Raw genomic sequence first — 16,461 nt, forward strand, 5'->3', positions numbered from 1 at the left:
ATCGATATTGGTAGTTGTGGCAGGATAGCCGCCTAAAAACTAATAGATCATTTGGTGATCATTCAACAATGCATAGCTTATCCACACTCGGCCAATCCTTTAGCCTGTTATTTTCATCCCGGCTCCGCCGATGGGTGCTAATCCCACAATTGGCCAACCTGCTACTTTACATCATTCTGGCCTTCAGCGGGTGGAACTTAGTTGCCGATTATCTGGCACAATGGCTCAGCGACCTACCCCAATGGTTGTCATTATTGGATGAAGTTTTAACTGCATTGGCGACATTACTTTTATTGATCGTTTTTCAGTTCACATTTCTGTTAACTGCCAACTTGATTGCCGCTCCGTTCAACAGTGTGATTGCAGAAATTCTGCTCGATCACCAATTAACTGCCAACCCTTTTTCTTGGTCGCAGTTAAAGCTGGTGTTCTCCCGCGAACTCAGCAAATTGGGTTACATCCTACCCAGAGCCATTCTTATTCTACTGCTGAGCTTTATTCCGTTGGTTGGACCGATTCTAGCGGCCTTCTGGGGAGCCTGGATCTTAATGGTTAATTACAGTGATTACGCCCAGGAAGTGGCTGGCAGGCCTTTTAAAGATCTGCCAAAAAAATTAGCGCAAGGCAAAATCTCTACCTTGCTGATTGGCTTTTGTTTTTCGGTGGTTTTAATGGTGCCTTTGCTAAATTTGTTAATTCCCGCTTGGGCAACCATCGCCGGATGTAAGCATTGGCAAGCACTCGAAAAATAAAACCTTTCTGTTTCAATAAAAAAGGAGCCAACACTGGCTCCTTTTTTATTGGCCGAAAAGCAAACAGTCAAACGCGCAGTTGCTAGAATTTGGCTAACTCAAATGAAAAGTGAATCATGGAAGATGATCAAACAACTGAAATCACCATTTATTAGCCTGTCTATTTTATTGTTGTTTCTCGGCGGCTGTCGCCAGGAACCGGCACAACTTAGCTATCAATTTGCCGCCGATGAAACCGCAGTAATTACTCGAAACTTCACTGCAGACAAGGAGGGTTCTGGCGTGATGATTGCTGGATGCATTCACACACCCAACGCGTGGGGCGCTCCAACTAACGTCAATTATCAGTCAACCGAACAAATCAGCAATGCAGCAGTTGCGGTTGATATTTCATTGGTTGCCAGTGCGAGTCTTTCTCTAACTGCGCAAGGGGCAATGCCTAAAGCTGAATTTAATTGGCACTGCTATCGCGACCCAGCTGCTAGAGATTATGCAGTTGATGCACCTGCCAGCATTTCATTTACTTTAAATGCATCTCGCGGTGAGTATCAAATTTCTACAATTGCTTCAATTGTTGCTGGCATAATCCAAGGCAATGACGCAGCGGAGAATGTATTTCAACGACTAGCTATTCATAACGTCAACTATGACAGCGCACCCAAAAACACTCGCTGGGAAGCACAAACGATTACTGAAGTGGCTGGTTCAGCAGGAGATATCGCATTAGGAGATTTTCAAGAAAGCCCCTTAAAACTGGGTAATAATGCAGTTTTTATTAAAAGCACGAGCACTGATGACGGTCGCTATGTTGCAGTATTAGATAACCAGTACAACTTTACTATCAATAACCACCCCACCCCTCAAGCCAATTCTTTAGGCTTTTCTAGTTTTAGCAATGGATCCTTACTACTCATTGTTGAGAACTACACCAATGCAACGAGCCAGCCAGAAACCCGCGCGTATACCAGTATAAATGGTGCAGATTGGATTGATCGAGGGATTGTTTTCACCGATCAGGATTTTGAAAAAGCCTTTTATGATAGTGGTAGCAACCAGTTTGTAATCACCACCGAATCGGGAAATATCTACAAGTCTATTGATGGGGTTAGCTGGACTAGCGAGCTAGTCGATGTGCTCGCAACGAGTTTAATTCATTATGCCGCCAGCGATGATTATGCGGTAACTGCAACCAACGATAATCCCGCAGCAAAAATCTATTATCGCAGCTCGGGGAGCTGGGCAACCGTAACGCTTCCCAGTACCGCAATTAATTATAAATTCAGCAAACTTTTTAATACTAACAATCGGTTTTATGCCCTAGCAAGCAGCACGCTCAATGGCGACAATCAACTTCAGGTACTAACATCTGAAACCGGCCAGCAGTGGCAAGCCATTCGTACACCCGATCCTTACTATGAAGATGTCACTTCGTTAAATCCACTGGCTGATGGCCGTGTTTTGCTAGTCGATGATAGCGGTGTTTTTATTAGCGATAGCAGCGGAGTTAACTGGCTACCGATTGATGCTCGGGGAAGTTTGCCAGCAATCGGTTCAATGGATATTCTGGCAGCCTTGGTCACAGAATTGGTTACAACAGAAACACAGACATTAATTTCGATACATTACAAATCAGCAACCGGTGCATTATTTCCAGTATCGATTGTCACCACTGATTCTAATCATTTTATGACGGTCTCCAGTCACGGCGCTAGCTTGTTAGATCCCAATTATAACTGGACAATGGTTGTTCTTAATGGAGCATTTGCCGCCATCGCCACTCCACCATTTGCCAGTGGTAATGCCGCGCCACCACTTCAAGTAGCAAGTTTTGTTGCTGGTGCTGACTTAGTCACACCTAAATCTGGCGGCGGATCTTTGCCGATTTATTTATTATTCCTTCTGATACCGTTAATTGTATTGCGGCTGAAACATCCTCAACAATAAGTAATTTAATTGAGAAAAAATATGAAATAGGTTTGGCATTAATAGCTTAACCTATTTTTATTTTTCACCTAACAAGCGAATTAACTTAGCTGGATAGTCAGTAATAATCCCATCAACCGCCAAATCAATCATTTTCTGCATTTGTTTAGGTTGATTAATTGTCCAAGCTTCGACCCTCAAACCTCTCTGCTGGACCGCTTCAACAAATGATGGCGTTAAAATAGTCAATCCATAGCGATAAATCGGAACCTGCACTGCATTTGCTCGAATCGGCAATAAATGAGACAAGCCAATTTTTTGCATGAGAACCAATGCTAGTACTTCCTGCGCCGACATAGAAGTCGCGACATCGGGGCAAAGCTGGCGAAAATCAGCTAACGCATCAATCGAAAAAGATCCAACAAGCACTTTGTTCTGCAAACTGTTTTTATTAATAAACCGGCACAATGGCTCAACAATCGAAGGTTCTATTTGCTTCAACTCAAAAACATATTTAGCATTGGGAGTTGCTGCAATAATTTCTGCTAGCGTAGCAATTTTTATGTTTTTATTTCGAAATGGAAAACTGGACTTTTTTTGAGGATCAAATCGATAACCGGCATCCAGCTGTTTTAATTGCTGGAGCGTTCTTTGTTTAATTAAACCAGAGCCTTCAGTGGTGGCATCGACCGTATCATTATGCCGAACCACCAACACAGCATCTTTACTCTGGTGAATGTCTAATTCAATCACCGCATTCAACCGATGCGCCGCAACCGCAGCTGGCAAAGTACTGTCAGGCATTTCGCCTCGCCCAGCCCTATGGGCAATTACTGCTAAAGTATTTGATGACTCATAGTAGCGATGCGGCGCAACTGAATTAGCCGCAGGCAGCAACCAGAGCACCAACCAGATGACAACCGTCATAGGAAATATTAAAATCAGTCTGCGCATCGGTTAAATTCCATTTATTCCAGCGCTAAAAAACCACGGAGCATCATCTCGCCCCATGGTTTTTTTAAGCATGCATTACATTAATAGTGCTACTTTTGCTCAAGTTTATCTTGAGTCGCAGTTTCAAAATCGGAGGCGGCATGACGCTCATGCAACTGCTCTTCAAGCTCACCCCAACTCTTATTCACCATTTTTCCACGCTGCACAGCTGGCCGCGCTAAAATCTCGTTGGCCCAACGATTCACATGCTGGTAAGAATCGGTATCGAGAAACTCTGCTGCTTCATACGCCTGGTTCATTACCAGTGCGCCATACCAAGGCCAGATCGCAATATCAGCAATAGTATATTCATCACCCGCAATATAACGATTATTGGCTAACTGCTTATCCAGCACATCTAGTTGGCGCTTTACTTCCATTGCAAAACGGTCAATGCAATATTCAATTTTTTCAGGCGCGTAATGGTAAAAATGACCAAAACCACCACCTAAATAAGGTGCGCTGCCCATTTGCCAGAACAACCAATTCAAACATTCAGTTCGCCCGGCGGGTTCTGCCGGAATAAACGCATTAAATTTTTCGGCTAAATAAAGAAGGATCGAGCCAGATTCAAACACCTTAGTCGGCTGCTCGGTACTCATATCGACCAAAGCAGGAATTTTTGAGTTAGGGTTTGCATCAACAAAGCCAGAACCAAACTGATCACCTTCACCAATTCTGATTAAATACGCATCATATTCAGCTTCACTAATGCCCAGCGCCAGTAGCTCTTCCAACATTACGGTTATCTTTACACCATTCGGTGTGGCCATCGAATAGAGCTGTAATGGGTGCTTGCCTACTGGCAATTCCTTGTCATGGGTCGCACCAGCAGTTGGGCGGTTCATACTGCCCCAAACACCACCATTCTCACCAACCCACTTCCAAACCTTGGCTGGCACATATGCAGAATCATTCGACATCTTGATTGCCTTCTTATGTAAGTATGCTTTGTCTAGTGGGGGTAATTGACAACATTTCAAGCGGCGGGTTCAAATTGAGAAACGCAAGTGTAAGTGGCCGTAGCGTTCAGCCAAAAATCAGCTAATTTAAAACCACAAATCAACCAATTGCTATTGACCTGCGAGCACCATTTCTCTAATTTTCAGCGCCTTTTCGAAATGATCCAGTTTGTGTTTCATGATCCACCATTCTGCTGTTTGCATTAGCAATTCAGGATCATCATTCTTATTGGCAAAAAATGCATAGAAGGAAAGCCCGACATTCGAACCTTTCTTTTCAATTTTATCATCACACACTTTGATGATTTTTTTACGGAGAATGTCTTTCATAAACCTCTTCTATAACATAAACAACAAGGTCATAAGATCGAAATCAAAAGTTAATGAAAAACCTAAACATGTTGAACAGCATCCTGTAAAATTATATTCTTCTTTCTGTTGAATTTTAAAGGGACATTCTTGAGAATTCGTGTTTCAAGAGCATACCCCATCCCCTCGTCGTTTTGGTCATTAGAAGCGATGTAAAACAAAACTACCCCAGCAGGAACTTCATTCCACCACGCATATCTGGAATGTATTTTAGAATATTCAGGCTGTACTTTCTTTGCAAAATAGTCATAAACACGCCCAAAAAGATGCCGACTTGCCTCCCCACAATATATCGGCTCGCCATACATATCGAGAAAAACATATACCCCGGGGGTTTTCCAAGCTATATGTCTATCGTCATAGTTTTCCTCAATAACCTCAGCATCTAGGCCAACAAGCGATGATTCACTATTAAATACATAAACTGGAGATTTTAAAAACATCGGTTCAATAAATTTACTATTTAACTCATCTACTTGATCAAATATTAATTTAAGCTTATCCATTGGAGCACCTCTTTAGAAAATCCTGAGGCATAGTATCTTAAAAATCAGCCAACACCATAAAAAAACGGCCACTCCCTCACAGGAATGGCCGTTTTTTATTTAAAGGTTCTAGCGTTAAATCTAGTTAAAACCTTTAGCATCTGCTTTTAAGCTTTGATCTTCTTGCGCAGCTTCTGCTTTGGCTTTTAATGCGGCGATATGAGATTCACCTAGGGCTTCAACAACTTCTGGCGCCATATAATTTTCATCGTGCTTGGCTAGCACTTCCTGGGCACGGAATCCGCCTTTACCATCGAGCGAACCTAGGCTGACTATACCCTGACCTTCTCGGAACAGATCTGGCAAAATACCTTCGTAGTGAACAGTAATAGTGCCTTTATTGTCGGTTAATCCAAAGGTGACTTTTAATGAATCATCAGCGCGGTTAACACTGTCTGGCACGACCACACCACCAACACGGAAAACTGCGCCTTTCGGTGCTTCACCCTGAACAACTTGTTGTGGGGTATAAAACAGGTTAACCCCCTGTTGAAAGGCTTGAAGCAATAAGGCCACTGAAGTACCAACACCAAATAAAATCAGCATTACTACCGTTAAGCGTTTTTTACGTTTAGGTGTCATTATTGACCTCCTTTCGCTTGAGTTTTTTCGCGCGCTTTACGTCTTACTCGGCTACGAATTTCAGCCATCAGACTCTTGCGAACAAAACCAGGTTGCAGCAAGTTAAACACCATTACTGCAGCAAATACACCATAAGCAATCCAGACATAATAGCCGTAACCGCCCATTGCTAAAAAATCAGCAAAACTGTCGAAGTGAAAATTCATTATTTCAGATCCTCTAGTTCTGCGACCCACTGACGATCTGATTCACGATCAATAATTTCATTGCGAGTGCGCATCAAAACCATTGCTGCTGCTAATAAATTAAACGCCAGTATCAAAATAAATAAAGGTATCGCCATTTCGATATCCATTGACGGCTTACCAAACTTGGCAATGGTCGAGCCCTGGTGCAACGTATTCCACCACACTACAGAATAGTGAATGATTGGAATATTCACGACACCGACTAGACCTAAGACACCGGCAGCTTTGGCAGCCAGAATACGATCTTCAATTGCCGCATGAATTGCTATCAGGCCGAAATAAAGGAATAACAGAATTAGCTCAGAAGTCAGTCGAGCATCCCAAACCCAGTAAGCGCCCCACATCGGCTTGCCCCAAATAGCGCCGGTAAATAACGCTAAAAAAGTAAACCAAGCACCAATCGGCGCAGAAACTTTGGCTACCACGTCAGCCATTTTGATCTTCCAGATCATGCTAACTGCTGCCGAGATAGCGATCGAGACATAGATCGACATCGACAACATAGCCGCTGGAACATGAATATAAATAATCCGGAAACTGTCACCCTGCTGGTAATCGGCGGGTGCCACTGCCAAACCCCACACCAAACCAATTGAAAGCAGAATTAACGACGGCCAAAGTAGCCGGGGAATCCAGCGCGTTGCCGTGCGGTAAAAGTGTGGCGGTGAAGCCATACGATGAAACCAAGCCCACATATTATTTTTTCCTAACTCAAACTAATTCGTAAAGCTGCAGCAGTCGCAAAGGGCGACAGTGTTAGTGCTAGAGCAAACATAGCGCCTAGCAGGTAGAGCTGAAATCCTGAATCCATCCCCATGGTGGCAGATTGTACCGCACCCACCGCAAAAATCAGGATCGGAATATATAACGGCAGCACCAATAACGAGACCAATACGCCGCCACGCTTCAAACCAACCGTTAATGCAACTCCAACCGCACCCAGCAAACTGAGAATCGGCGTGCCTAACAATAGGCTGAGCATCAATACACCGAGTGCTTCTACCGGCATATAGAGTAACTGAGACAAGGCCGGCGCAAGAATGATTAATGGCAAGCTACTGACCAACCAATGGCTGATGATTTTACCCATCACAATCAATGGCAGCGGCGTTTCGGTTAGCAACAAAAGCTCTAGGCTGCCATCATCAAAATCACTTCGAAATAAGCTTTCTAAAGAAAGCAAAGTCGCCAACAAGGCCGAAATCCAAATCACTCCGGGAGCCATCTGACTTAGGGTATTCGGTGCAGGGCTGACTGCAAGCGGGAAAAGTGTAATAACAATGACAAAGAAGACTAGCGGATTCATCAATTCACTGCGACGACGATAAGCCAGTAACAAATCACGCCGAACCACGGCTAATAGAGCGCTCATTGGCTAGCCTCCGTTTTGCTAGCAATTCCTGCTGTCGCACCCGTTTTTAACGGTAACCTCACTAGGTTGTTGTCATTAACACCCACTACTGAGTGAGAAGTCATCACGATCATGCCATTTTTTGCCAAATGATTGGCAATCGTCGATTCCAGCCAAGCGATACCCTGAACGTCAAGCGCAGTTAATGGCTCATCGAGTACCCACAGAGGTTTCTTTTGTAGTAACAATCTAGCCAATGCAACTCGACGATGCTGACCAGCAGACAATCGCCCGGCAGGTCGATCTTCAAAACCATACAGGCCGACTTGATCTAACGCTTGTTCAATGATTTCTCTATCGGCGACCTCACCATCCAACCGCACTAGCATGCTGAGATTTTCAACACAGCTAAGGTCGGCTTTCATGCCAGATTTATGGCCGATATATAAAATTTTGCTCGCGTAATCGCGATCAGAAGGCGAGACAGATTTGCCACACCATGTCAGTTCGCCCTCTGCGACCTGATTAAGACCACAAAGAAAACGCAGCAAACTGGTTTTACCGGCGCCATTAGCACCTTCTATAAGTAACGCTTGACCAGCATGAATCTCAAATTCAACCTGCTCAAACAACAGTCGATCGTCACGCTGACAATGAAGCTGACTGCCATGAAATTTGCTTGCAGCATCAAACATCGGCAGCCTCCTGATTATTTTGTGTAGGAAGCACTATAACTCCGGGGGCTGGCAATCTGTTGGGCTCACTTGGCTAATTAAATCTAACCTAGTGATACCCAACAAACTGCAGGAAATTTATTTTTCCGTAAATGTGGACGATCCCTGCCCAACTGCCCGAAGTAAATCTAGTTCTGCCCTCGCTAAACCACATTCTTTAAGAATCACAGCATCTTGCGTTCCAGATTGCAGCAAACGAGAAGCCTCAGTATATCGGGCAACATCTTGTTCTATTGTTTCAGCTGGCTGATCGTCTTGTAATCGCTGACGCAGCAGGATCAGATCCTGACCGGCGCCACTAGCGCTTACAGATAATGCACTCACCAACATCTGTAGATCGCCCATCTCATTTTCAATGAGTTCCAGACGCGATGCCAAACGGCGCTGCGATAGAGTCAGCCAACCAATAACCCCGAAAAGGATACAGATTAAAAGTACAAGCGCAATGGAGAATATTGACATCATTCAGAGTTGCGCCATTTCTTTCCACTCATCTTCCGTAAGCAACTTGTTCAGATCAACAAGAATCAATAAATCCTCGTCTTTCTGAGCAACGCCCTGGATGAATTTTGCGGTTTCTTCGTTGCCAACATTCGGAGCCGTCTCAACATCTGATGCTTTGAGATAAACGACTTCAGCCACACTATCGACCAAAATACCCAACACCTGACCTTCGGCTTCGATGATTACAATTCGGCTATTGTCGGTAATTTCACGCGAAGACAAACCAAAACGCTGGCGGGTATCGATCACCGTTACCACATTGCCGCGCAGGTTAATAATGCCCAATACATAAGATGGCGCTCCCGGAACTGGAGCAATTTCGCTATAGCGAAGTACTTCTCTAACCTGCATTACGTTAATACCGTAGGTCTCACCTTCTAAGCGGAAGGTGACCCACTGGATAATTTCATCCTGCTTATCAGTCATGGCAACCTGTGTCATCACAGCGCTCCTTTTCAGTTGAATTTTCCGCCTGATCCAGTAATCCGGAGAGTGCTTTTAAATCGAGCAAGGCACACATCCGATTGACCAGCATGCCAGCCAACCAAGGCCGACTGTTTGTTGACTCACGCCAGCGGACGGCACTGGTCTGAATCATTTCCGTTCCATCTACCGAGTCACACATCAATCCCCAGCGGGTATCAGCAATCTGCAGTAGTAAAAATTCTTTATCGGCATCGCCTGCCAATTCTTGATCGGGCATTTTGCCCATAATCCAGTTTTTGGTATCCACCACCTGAATATTGCCGCGCTCACCTTTATAAACGCCGCGATACCATTTGGGCTGGCCAGGTAACTTGACTGGAGCTGAGGTTTGTTTGTGAATGCCGCCTAGTGCATCTAACCGCACCGCAAGCGACATACCTTCAATTTGAAAAACCAAACATTGGAAACTTTCTTCTGCTGCAACTTCCGCTTTTGAATCAATTTCTTGAATCTTGTTGCATTTTTCCGTGCCAGTGGTCACTGCTACAACAGATTCAACCTGCTGTTCAATCATTGGCTCAGCAATAGTTTCAATCGCGGCCTGCTCAATAATTTTGTTTTGTTGCAGTTGATGATGGCGGTCAAACTCGACCTCTAATAACGGCTCAATTTCTAAAGCAGGTGAAATCACTGGAATTAATCCATCACCTAATGGTTCTAAATCAGCCAAAGTATGCAGTGATTCGTGAACTACCCCGGCAAACGCATCTTCAAATGCAGTGTCTAATTTGGCCGCAATTTCTCTATCAGGTACCGCTGGCATCAACTCACTGTTGGCTGCAGGCTCATTGACATGCAACAAAGGATATTCTGGCAAGGTGGCCTGTTGTAATGCCCGATCTAGCTGCGTATCTAAAGCGGATTGATGTTTGACATCTAATAACTGGGTTTCTAGTGAAGACAACGCTGGTTTCACAGCAGCCGGGGCAATCACTGACGGATTAGTTTTAGTGCTTGCAGTAACCGCGTCATTCATAGCCATCGGCGTTGCTGACACCTCCGGGAGAGACAGCGGTTGATGCTTCGTATCAGGCTGAGTTTTTTCTAGCGACGGTTCAATTTCCGCAGCATTGGCTAGGAAATCTTCGTCAGCTAACAGCTCATCTAAATAATTTTGTAATACCCGTTCGGCGCGGGCTCTTGCTCGTGTAATCGCCATTAAAGTCCTTCTCTTGCCGACGGAATTGCCTTAGGCAGATCAACTACCTGACGCATTAAACTGCAATAGGCTTGTGTACCGCGTGATGTTGGCGCAAACCAAGCCGCCGATTGACCTGCCAAACTGGCATCACGCAACTGGGTGTCAACCGGAACTGCACCAGCCCATATCAAATTTTGATAACGACTTCGCAACATTCGTAAACTGGTAGTTGAGGCCTTGGTTCGCCGATCAAATAAAGTTGGTACGATACGGAAATCCAATGGTGTTTTTCTGGAGCGAGTGACCATTTCCAGCGTATGCAACATTCTCTCTAAACCTTTAATTGCCAAAAACTCGGTTTGCACCGGAATTAATAGCTGACTACAGGCGGCTAATGCATTCACCATTAAAACACCTAAAATCGGCGGACAATCAAGAAATGCGATGTCATATTCCGACGCTAGCATTTTTAAAGTTTTATCTAGCACTAATCCCATACCGCCGCGACCAACAAATTGTCGATCCAACGTCACCATCGACATCGATGCCGGTAAAATATCCATACCCTCATGGGCTGATGGCCGAACTAATTGCAACAATTCCATTTCGCCCATCGGCTTTTGGAATAAATCGTAAATACTAGGACTTTGGGTTTCGGGGTCTAAACCAAAATAGGCACTTAATGAACCATGCGGATCCAAATCAACCAACAATACTCGCTTGCCATTTCTTCTGGCAATTCCGCCTAAGGTTACTGCACTAGTGGTCTTGCCTACCCCACCCTTTTGATTGGCTATAGCAATCACCTGCATTATCGACTGCCTCCAGATACCGAATTATTTAATACGGCATTTTTACGCCAGCCACGGTCATATTGCTGGCCTTGGGTAATAATCAATAAAACACGGCGATTATCTGCTCGCTCTAATGGGTCGGCATTATCATTTATTGGAAAATATTCACCGTAACCCGTTGCAGATAATCTTTGCGGTAAAACACCGTAATTGGCCAGAGAGCGCACCACTGCTGCTGCACGGGCTGCAGATAACTCCCAATTCGATGGATAAATAAAATTATCTACCGGTCGGTCATCGGTAAAACCTTCAACATGCACTGGATGCATATAAGGCGACAACGCCATACCTAATGAACGAAGCAATGGCTTTACCGAGTTCTGAATGCGGGCACTGGCCGGTTGAAATAAAAGCTGATTTTTTAATTCAATTTCCAATCGATCTTCTTCAAGCGTGACCCGAATTTTTTTGCTGCTTAATTGATCGGCTAACGCCAACTTTAATTCTTCATTAATTTGTTGCAAGCCTACTGGTCGTTTGCCGTCACCAGCTTCAAGATGCCTTTCTGGCTCTGGTTTGCGAATTTCTTTAACTGGAACGGGTATTCCGATTTGAATCGGATCAATTGATAGTTGAACCGTTTCAAATATCTGCCCCAAAGATTCACTCACTGAGCGATATTTTTCCTGTTCAACGGTAGAAATGGCATACATAACAACAAAAAACGCAAACAACAGCGTAATAAAATCGGCATAAGAAATTAACCAACGATCGGTTTTTGCTTCGACTTCGGTTTCTCTCCAGCGAATCATATTGCTCCCACCAAAAAGCCTTTCAGACGGAGCTCGGTAATTCTTGGGTTTTCACCCACTGACAAAGATAAAACGCCTTCCAGTAGCATTTCCCGATAGCAACTTTGATAATCAATTAGCGCTCGAATACGACCAAAAAGTGGTAAAAATATCAAATTAGCGGCAACAATGCCGTAAACTGTGGCGACAAAAGCCAGTGCAATACCGGAACCTAATTGCTCAGGCTGACCCAACCGACCCATTACTTGAATCAAGCCCATCACCGCGCCAATAATGCCAAAGGTTGGGCAATAGCCACCGATACTTTCAAAAAAACGCGATGCACGAATATCAGATGCTCGATGCTGAATAATTTCCAATTCCATAATTTGTCTAATCGATTCAGGATCTACCCCATCGATTAATAAATGCAGCATTTTTTTCAAATAGGGGTTTTTTTCTCGTTCCATGGCATTTTCAAGACTTAGTAAGCCTTCACGCCGGGTTTGAAAACCTAATTGAACTAATCGGGTAATGGTTTTATTAAAATCATCCTGCTTGTTAAACAACGCAGCGCCTAACAACGACAAAGCCCGAGCAACCGATTTACCCGGGGTTTGTAATAACACGGCACCAAAACTGCCTCCCAAAACAATCAACAGTGCCGGGCCGTTTATCAATGCCGATAAACTGCCGCCTTCAAGATATTGTCCATATCCCAAAGCCATCACACCAATGATTAATCCCAGAAGCATCAGGGGGTTCATCTAGCAAAGCTCCTCGATCAGCCTAGGGGCGATTTTTTCTATCGAGAATTGCTGATCTGCTAAACCGGCAGCGGCAACTGCCTGTGGCATACCATAAACCACACAACTGGCTTCATCTTGAGCCCATACCGAAGCACCTTTTTGCTTCAATGCACGACACCCTTCTCGACCATCTGCGCCCATACCGGTTAATACAATTGCATGTACCAGACCGCCAAAGGCACGTGATACCGAACCAAAAGTCAGATCAACACTCGGTTTGTAGGTAAAGCTTGGGTCAGATTCAATCACTCGAATACGCGCCGAACGCTCTGAGCCATCCAATAGCATTTGCATGCCACCTGGTGCTAACAGCGCCTGACCTGGGCGCAAGGTTTCGCCGCCTTGGGCTTCTTTAACTGAAATATTACAAATGCCATCTAACCGCTCAGCAAATGCTTTGGTAAAAGCCGCAGGCATATGTTGAACCAGCAAAATAGGTAGTGGAAAATTGGCCGGCAACGAGGTTAACACTGCTTGCAGCGCCACTGGGCCGCCAGTAGAAGCACCAATTAATAGAATTTTTGGCGCATCATTGCCACGACCAATCGTGTTTTTCACTCTTCCTAAATGAGCTGATACAGCAGAAGCATGGCTGGCCACTGACGGATGAGAGCGAGCCGGTTGACTGGCTGCAGTGACCTGACTAGGGCTAGCAAAACTAGTTTGCGGCTTAGATGTAGTCCGTGCAAAAGCACTTGCCGAAGTTGATCCGCTTGCTGCTCCAGTGGTTAACGGTCGAGCACTAGATCTATCAGGAACGGGGGCAGCTGCTGGTCGAGTCAACCGATAACGGCCGCCTCTGGCTAAAGCCAAAACCCGTGCAACCAAACCTTTACCACCATTGCCAGTGCGGCTCGCCAAATCTTCAAATCGTTTTGGCATAAAGTCAGCCGCACCTGCTTCCATCGCAGTTAATGTTGCAGTAGCGCCTTCATGGGTTAGCGACGATAGCATTAAAACTGGCACCGGCCGTTCAGAGCAAATTGCACGAACTGCTGAAATACCATCCATTTCAGGCATCTCAATATCCATGGTAATAACGTCTGGCTTTAGCTTTCTTGCCATCTCAACAGCTTGGCGACCATTTTCTGCCGCACCAACGACTTCGATGGCCTTGTCGCTTTTAAGTATTTCAACAATTCGTTTTCTAAAAAAAGACGAATCATCAACTGCCAGAACTCTTACTGCCATTTACAAACCCCGTGCTATTTATAGACTTCTTATCATGGCATTACGCCGCGCATACTGTTTAATTAATCCCGGAATATCCAAAATCAATGCAATTCGACCATCACTGGTAATGGTTGCACCGGCCATACCTGGCGTACCGTGCAAATGATTACCCAAAGGTTTAATGACTACTTCTTCCTGTCCCAACAATTGATCAACAACAAAACCAACCCACTGGGTACCGACTGAAACAATCACCACTTGACCTTCTTTTTTATCTTTCTTTTCCCGGCGCTCAACTGGCACCAGCCATTGATCGATATAAAATAAAGGCAAGGTTTGACCACGAACTACTACGGTTAATTGGCCATCTACATTGGAGGTTTTATTTAAATCGAGATGGAAAATTTCTTTAACGCTGCCCAATGGCAAGGCAAAAGGTTGACCACCTAACATCACCATTAATGTCGGCATAATTGCCAAAGTTAATGGCAATTTAATAATAATTTTAGTGCCAGCACCTAGAGTAGAATCGATATCCACCGACCCATTTAATTGGGCAATACGGGTTTTAACCACATCCATTCCCACGCCACGGCCTGAAACATCAGACACTTGCTGGGCAGTAGAAAAGCCGGGTGCAAAAATTAAATTAAAACATTCACGGTTGGTTAATCTGGCGGCAGCTTCGCTATCCATCAACTGCTTTTCAACTGCTTTGAGGCGTAATTTATCTGGATCCATTCCAGCGCCATCGTCACTAATTGACAATTGAATATGATCGCCGGCCTGGGCGGCTTTTAATACCACTTTACCGATGCGTGACTTGCCGTTTTTCTCACGAGTTTCAGGGTCTTCAACACCGTGATCAACTGCATTTCGAACCAAATGAACCAGTGGATCAGCCAAGGCTTCGACCAGGTTTTTATCCAAGTCGGTTTCTTCACCTTCCATGGTCAAGCTGACTTCTTTATTCAGATTTCGAGCCAGATCACGGACCACTCGAGGGAAACGACCAAAGACTTTCTTAATTGGCTGCATGCGGGTTTTCATTACCGCACCCTGCAAATCGCTGGTCACTAAATCAAGATTTTGTACCGCTTTAGACAATTCTTCATCGCCACCGGCTGCACCTAGGGTGGTTAATCGGTTGCGTACCAAAACTAGCTCACCGACCAAGTTCATAATGTCATCTAACCGGCTGGTATCTACCCGAACCGTGACATCGCCCTTGGCTTTTTCAGTTTTCTTAGCTGCTTTTTCTGGTGCAGCAACCGGTGTTGCTAGCGCAGGTTTAGCAGCCGGCTGAGGTGCTTTTGCTACTGGTGCGGCTTGCGCCTTCACCGTATTAATAATTTCTGGAGCAATATTGTCTTGTGCATTCGATGCAACATCATCATTTACATCTGGCGCGACATTGTCTTGCCTGCCCGGCGCGCCGCTACCATGCAATTGGTCAAGCAGTGCTTCAAATTCATCTTCAGTAATTTCATCAGAATCATTGGCCAGTGATAATGGACTAATTACCGGTGCTGGCGGCACTTCGGGTTCAACTGTTTCTGGCACAGCTTCAACTGCTGGCATACCGCCATGTTGGCCAACACCATGTAACTGATCGAGTAACGCTTCGAATTCATCTTCAGTAATATCTTCATCGAGCGTTCGGCCAAATGAAATGGGATCTGCCGCTGGTTGACTAACAACAGGAGCCGCCTCTATTGAACTGGCAACGTGCGGCGCACTTACAGGATCTTGCGGCGCACTGGCTTGGGGGCCGTTCATTTGAGTCATTAACTCAGCAAATTCTTCATCGGAAATATCGGCTGCAGCTTGTGCCTCAGCGTTAGCGATCACTGCCTGCTGATTAACCGGTGCAACCAACTGTTCTTGTTTTCCTTCAGCCCAGGCTTGCAACGCCTGAAGCTGCACAGCATCAGCTGGCGTCGGTGGTTCATCATTGCGGATTTCATCGAACATATCGATCACTGAATCAAGACCTTTTAAAACATGGTCCATTAACCCAGGAGATACTTCGATTTCATGGTTTCTTAATCTGTCGAAGATATTTTCTGCCGCATGACAAACTTCCACTAACGGATCTAACGACAAAAAGCCCGCACCACCTTTTACGGTGTGAAAGCCTCTAAATATCGCATTTAATAAATCACTGTCTTTTGGTGTTTGTTCCAGCGTGACTAATTGCTCTGATAATAGCTCGAGAATTTCTCCAGCTTCTACCAAAAAGTCTTGTAATATCTCTTGATCAACATCCAGCGTCATCCGCCGACTCCCCTGCCCGATTATTAC

The 16,461-nt window shown here is 44.9% G+C and carries 19 protein-coding genes; 2 read left to right on the top strand and 17 right to left on the bottom strand.

Annotated elements, in window-relative coordinates:
• Positions 1 to 68: 68 nt before the first annotated feature.
• A complete protein-coding gene (gene cysZ / locus DC094_RS15480) occupies positions 69 to 752 on the top strand; it encodes a sulfate transporter CysZ (RefSeq protein WP_116688037.1) in 684 nt (227 codons plus the stop codon).
• Positions 753 to 854: 102 nt separating this feature from the next.
• Positions 855 to 2,696 (top strand): beta propeller repeat protein, encoded by a 1,842-nt coding sequence (locus DC094_RS15485; RefSeq protein ID WP_133245573.1) that lies wholly within the window; start codon positions 855 to 857, stop codon positions 2,694 to 2,696.
• 57 nt (positions 2,697 to 2,753) lie between these two features.
• Here DC094_RS15485 and DC094_RS15490 read toward each other — a convergent pair whose 3' ends face one another.
• From DC094_RS15490 to DC094_RS15570, 17 genes are all read right to left on the bottom strand, one after another.
• A complete protein-coding gene (locus tag DC094_RS15490; RefSeq protein ID WP_116688039.1) occupies positions 2,754 to 3,629 on the bottom strand; it encodes a glycerophosphodiester phosphodiesterase family protein in 876 nt (291 codons plus the stop codon).
• An 89-nt stretch (positions 3,630 to 3,718) separates the two neighbouring features.
• The gene (gene yghU, locus DC094_RS15495; protein WP_116688040.1) at positions 3,719 to 4,591 is read right to left on the bottom strand and encodes a glutathione-dependent disulfide-bond oxidoreductase; all 873 of its coding nucleotides are present in this window, start codon (positions 4,589 to 4,591) and stop codon (positions 3,719 to 3,721) included.
• Between the two features lie 150 nt (positions 4,592 to 4,741).
• Positions 4,742 to 4,960: a DUF6500 family protein gene (locus DC094_RS15500; RefSeq protein ID WP_116688041.1), complete on the bottom strand. Its 219-nt coding sequence runs from the start codon at positions 4,958 to 4,960 to the stop codon at positions 4,742 to 4,744.
• A gap of 62 nt (positions 4,961 to 5,022) precedes the next feature.
• Positions 5,023 to 5,505: a GIY-YIG nuclease family protein gene (locus tag DC094_RS15505; RefSeq protein WP_116688042.1), complete on the bottom strand. Its 483-nt coding sequence runs from the start codon at positions 5,503 to 5,505 to the stop codon at positions 5,023 to 5,025.
• Positions 5,506 to 5,625: 120 nt separating this feature from the next.
• Positions 5,626 to 6,126 (bottom strand): cytochrome c maturation protein CcmE, encoded by a 501-nt coding sequence (gene ccmE / locus DC094_RS15510; protein ID WP_116688043.1) that lies wholly within the window; start codon positions 6,124 to 6,126, stop codon positions 5,626 to 5,628.
• On the bottom strand, positions 6,126 to 6,332 hold the full coding sequence (gene ccmD / locus DC094_RS15515) for a heme exporter protein CcmD (RefSeq protein WP_116688044.1): 207 nt from the start codon (positions 6,330 to 6,332) through the stop codon (positions 6,126 to 6,128). The genes ccmE and ccmD overlap by 1 nt, the downstream gene beginning before the upstream one ends.
• A complete protein-coding gene (locus tag DC094_RS15520; protein ID WP_116688045.1) occupies positions 6,332 to 7,069 on the bottom strand; it encodes a heme ABC transporter permease in 738 nt (245 codons plus the stop codon). The genes ccmD and DC094_RS15520 overlap by 1 nt, the downstream gene beginning before the upstream one ends.
• Before the next feature lie 11 nt (positions 7,070 to 7,080).
• A complete protein-coding gene (gene ccmB / locus DC094_RS15525) occupies positions 7,081 to 7,746 on the bottom strand; it encodes a heme exporter protein CcmB (protein WP_116688046.1) in 666 nt (221 codons plus the stop codon).
• Positions 7,743 to 8,420, bottom strand: a complete 678-nt coding sequence (gene ccmA, locus DC094_RS15530; RefSeq protein ID WP_116688047.1) for a cytochrome c biogenesis heme-transporting ATPase CcmA — start codon at positions 8,418 to 8,420, stop codon at positions 7,743 to 7,745. Before ccmA ends, ccmB begins: the two co-directional genes overlap by 4 nt.
• A 117-nt stretch (positions 8,421 to 8,537) precedes the next feature.
• Positions 8,538 to 8,837 (bottom strand): hypothetical protein, encoded by a 300-nt coding sequence (locus tag DC094_RS15535; protein ID WP_158527351.1) that lies wholly within the window; start codon positions 8,835 to 8,837, stop codon positions 8,538 to 8,540.
• Positions 8,838 to 8,924: 87 nt separating this feature from the next.
• Entirely contained in the window at positions 8,925 to 9,404 is a 480-nt protein-coding gene (locus tag DC094_RS15540) for a chemotaxis protein CheW (protein ID WP_116688049.1), read from the bottom strand.
• On the bottom strand, positions 9,382 to 10,608 hold the full coding sequence (locus tag DC094_RS15545) for a chemotaxis protein CheW (protein WP_116688050.1): 1,227 nt from the start codon (positions 10,606 to 10,608) through the stop codon (positions 9,382 to 9,384). The genes DC094_RS15540 and DC094_RS15545 overlap by 23 nt, the downstream gene beginning before the upstream one ends.
• Positions 10,608 to 11,402 carry a ParA family protein gene (locus tag DC094_RS15550; RefSeq protein ID WP_116688051.1) on the bottom strand — a complete coding sequence of 265 codons (795 nt, stop codon included), beginning with the start codon at positions 11,400 to 11,402 and terminating at the stop codon, positions 10,608 to 10,610. Before DC094_RS15550 ends, DC094_RS15545 begins: the two co-directional genes overlap by 1 nt.
• Positions 11,402 to 12,196 (bottom strand): flagellar motor protein MotB, encoded by a 795-nt coding sequence (locus DC094_RS15555; protein WP_116688052.1) that lies wholly within the window; start codon positions 12,194 to 12,196, stop codon positions 11,402 to 11,404. The genes DC094_RS15550 and DC094_RS15555 overlap by 1 nt, the downstream gene beginning before the upstream one ends.
• On the bottom strand, positions 12,193 to 12,942 hold the full coding sequence (locus tag DC094_RS15560) for a flagellar motor protein (protein ID WP_116688053.1): 750 nt from the start codon (positions 12,940 to 12,942) through the stop codon (positions 12,193 to 12,195). The genes DC094_RS15555 and DC094_RS15560 overlap by 4 nt, the downstream gene beginning before the upstream one ends.
• A complete protein-coding gene (locus DC094_RS15565) occupies positions 12,943 to 14,175 on the bottom strand; it encodes a protein-glutamate methylesterase/protein-glutamine glutaminase (RefSeq protein ID WP_116688054.1) in 1,233 nt (410 codons plus the stop codon).
• An 18-nt stretch (positions 14,176 to 14,193) separates the two neighbouring features.
• Positions 14,194 to 16,434, bottom strand: coding sequence for a chemotaxis protein CheA (locus tag DC094_RS15570; RefSeq protein WP_116688055.1), 2,241 nt, complete (start codon positions 16,432 to 16,434; stop codon positions 14,194 to 14,196).
• Positions 16,435 to 16,461: the final 27 nt, after the last annotated feature.

Origin of the sequence: Pelagibaculum spongiae, from assembly GCF_003097315.1 — a bacterium.
GTDB classification, from domain to species: Bacteria; Pseudomonadota; Gammaproteobacteria; order Enterobacterales; family Pelagibaculaceae; genus Pelagibaculum; species Pelagibaculum spongiae.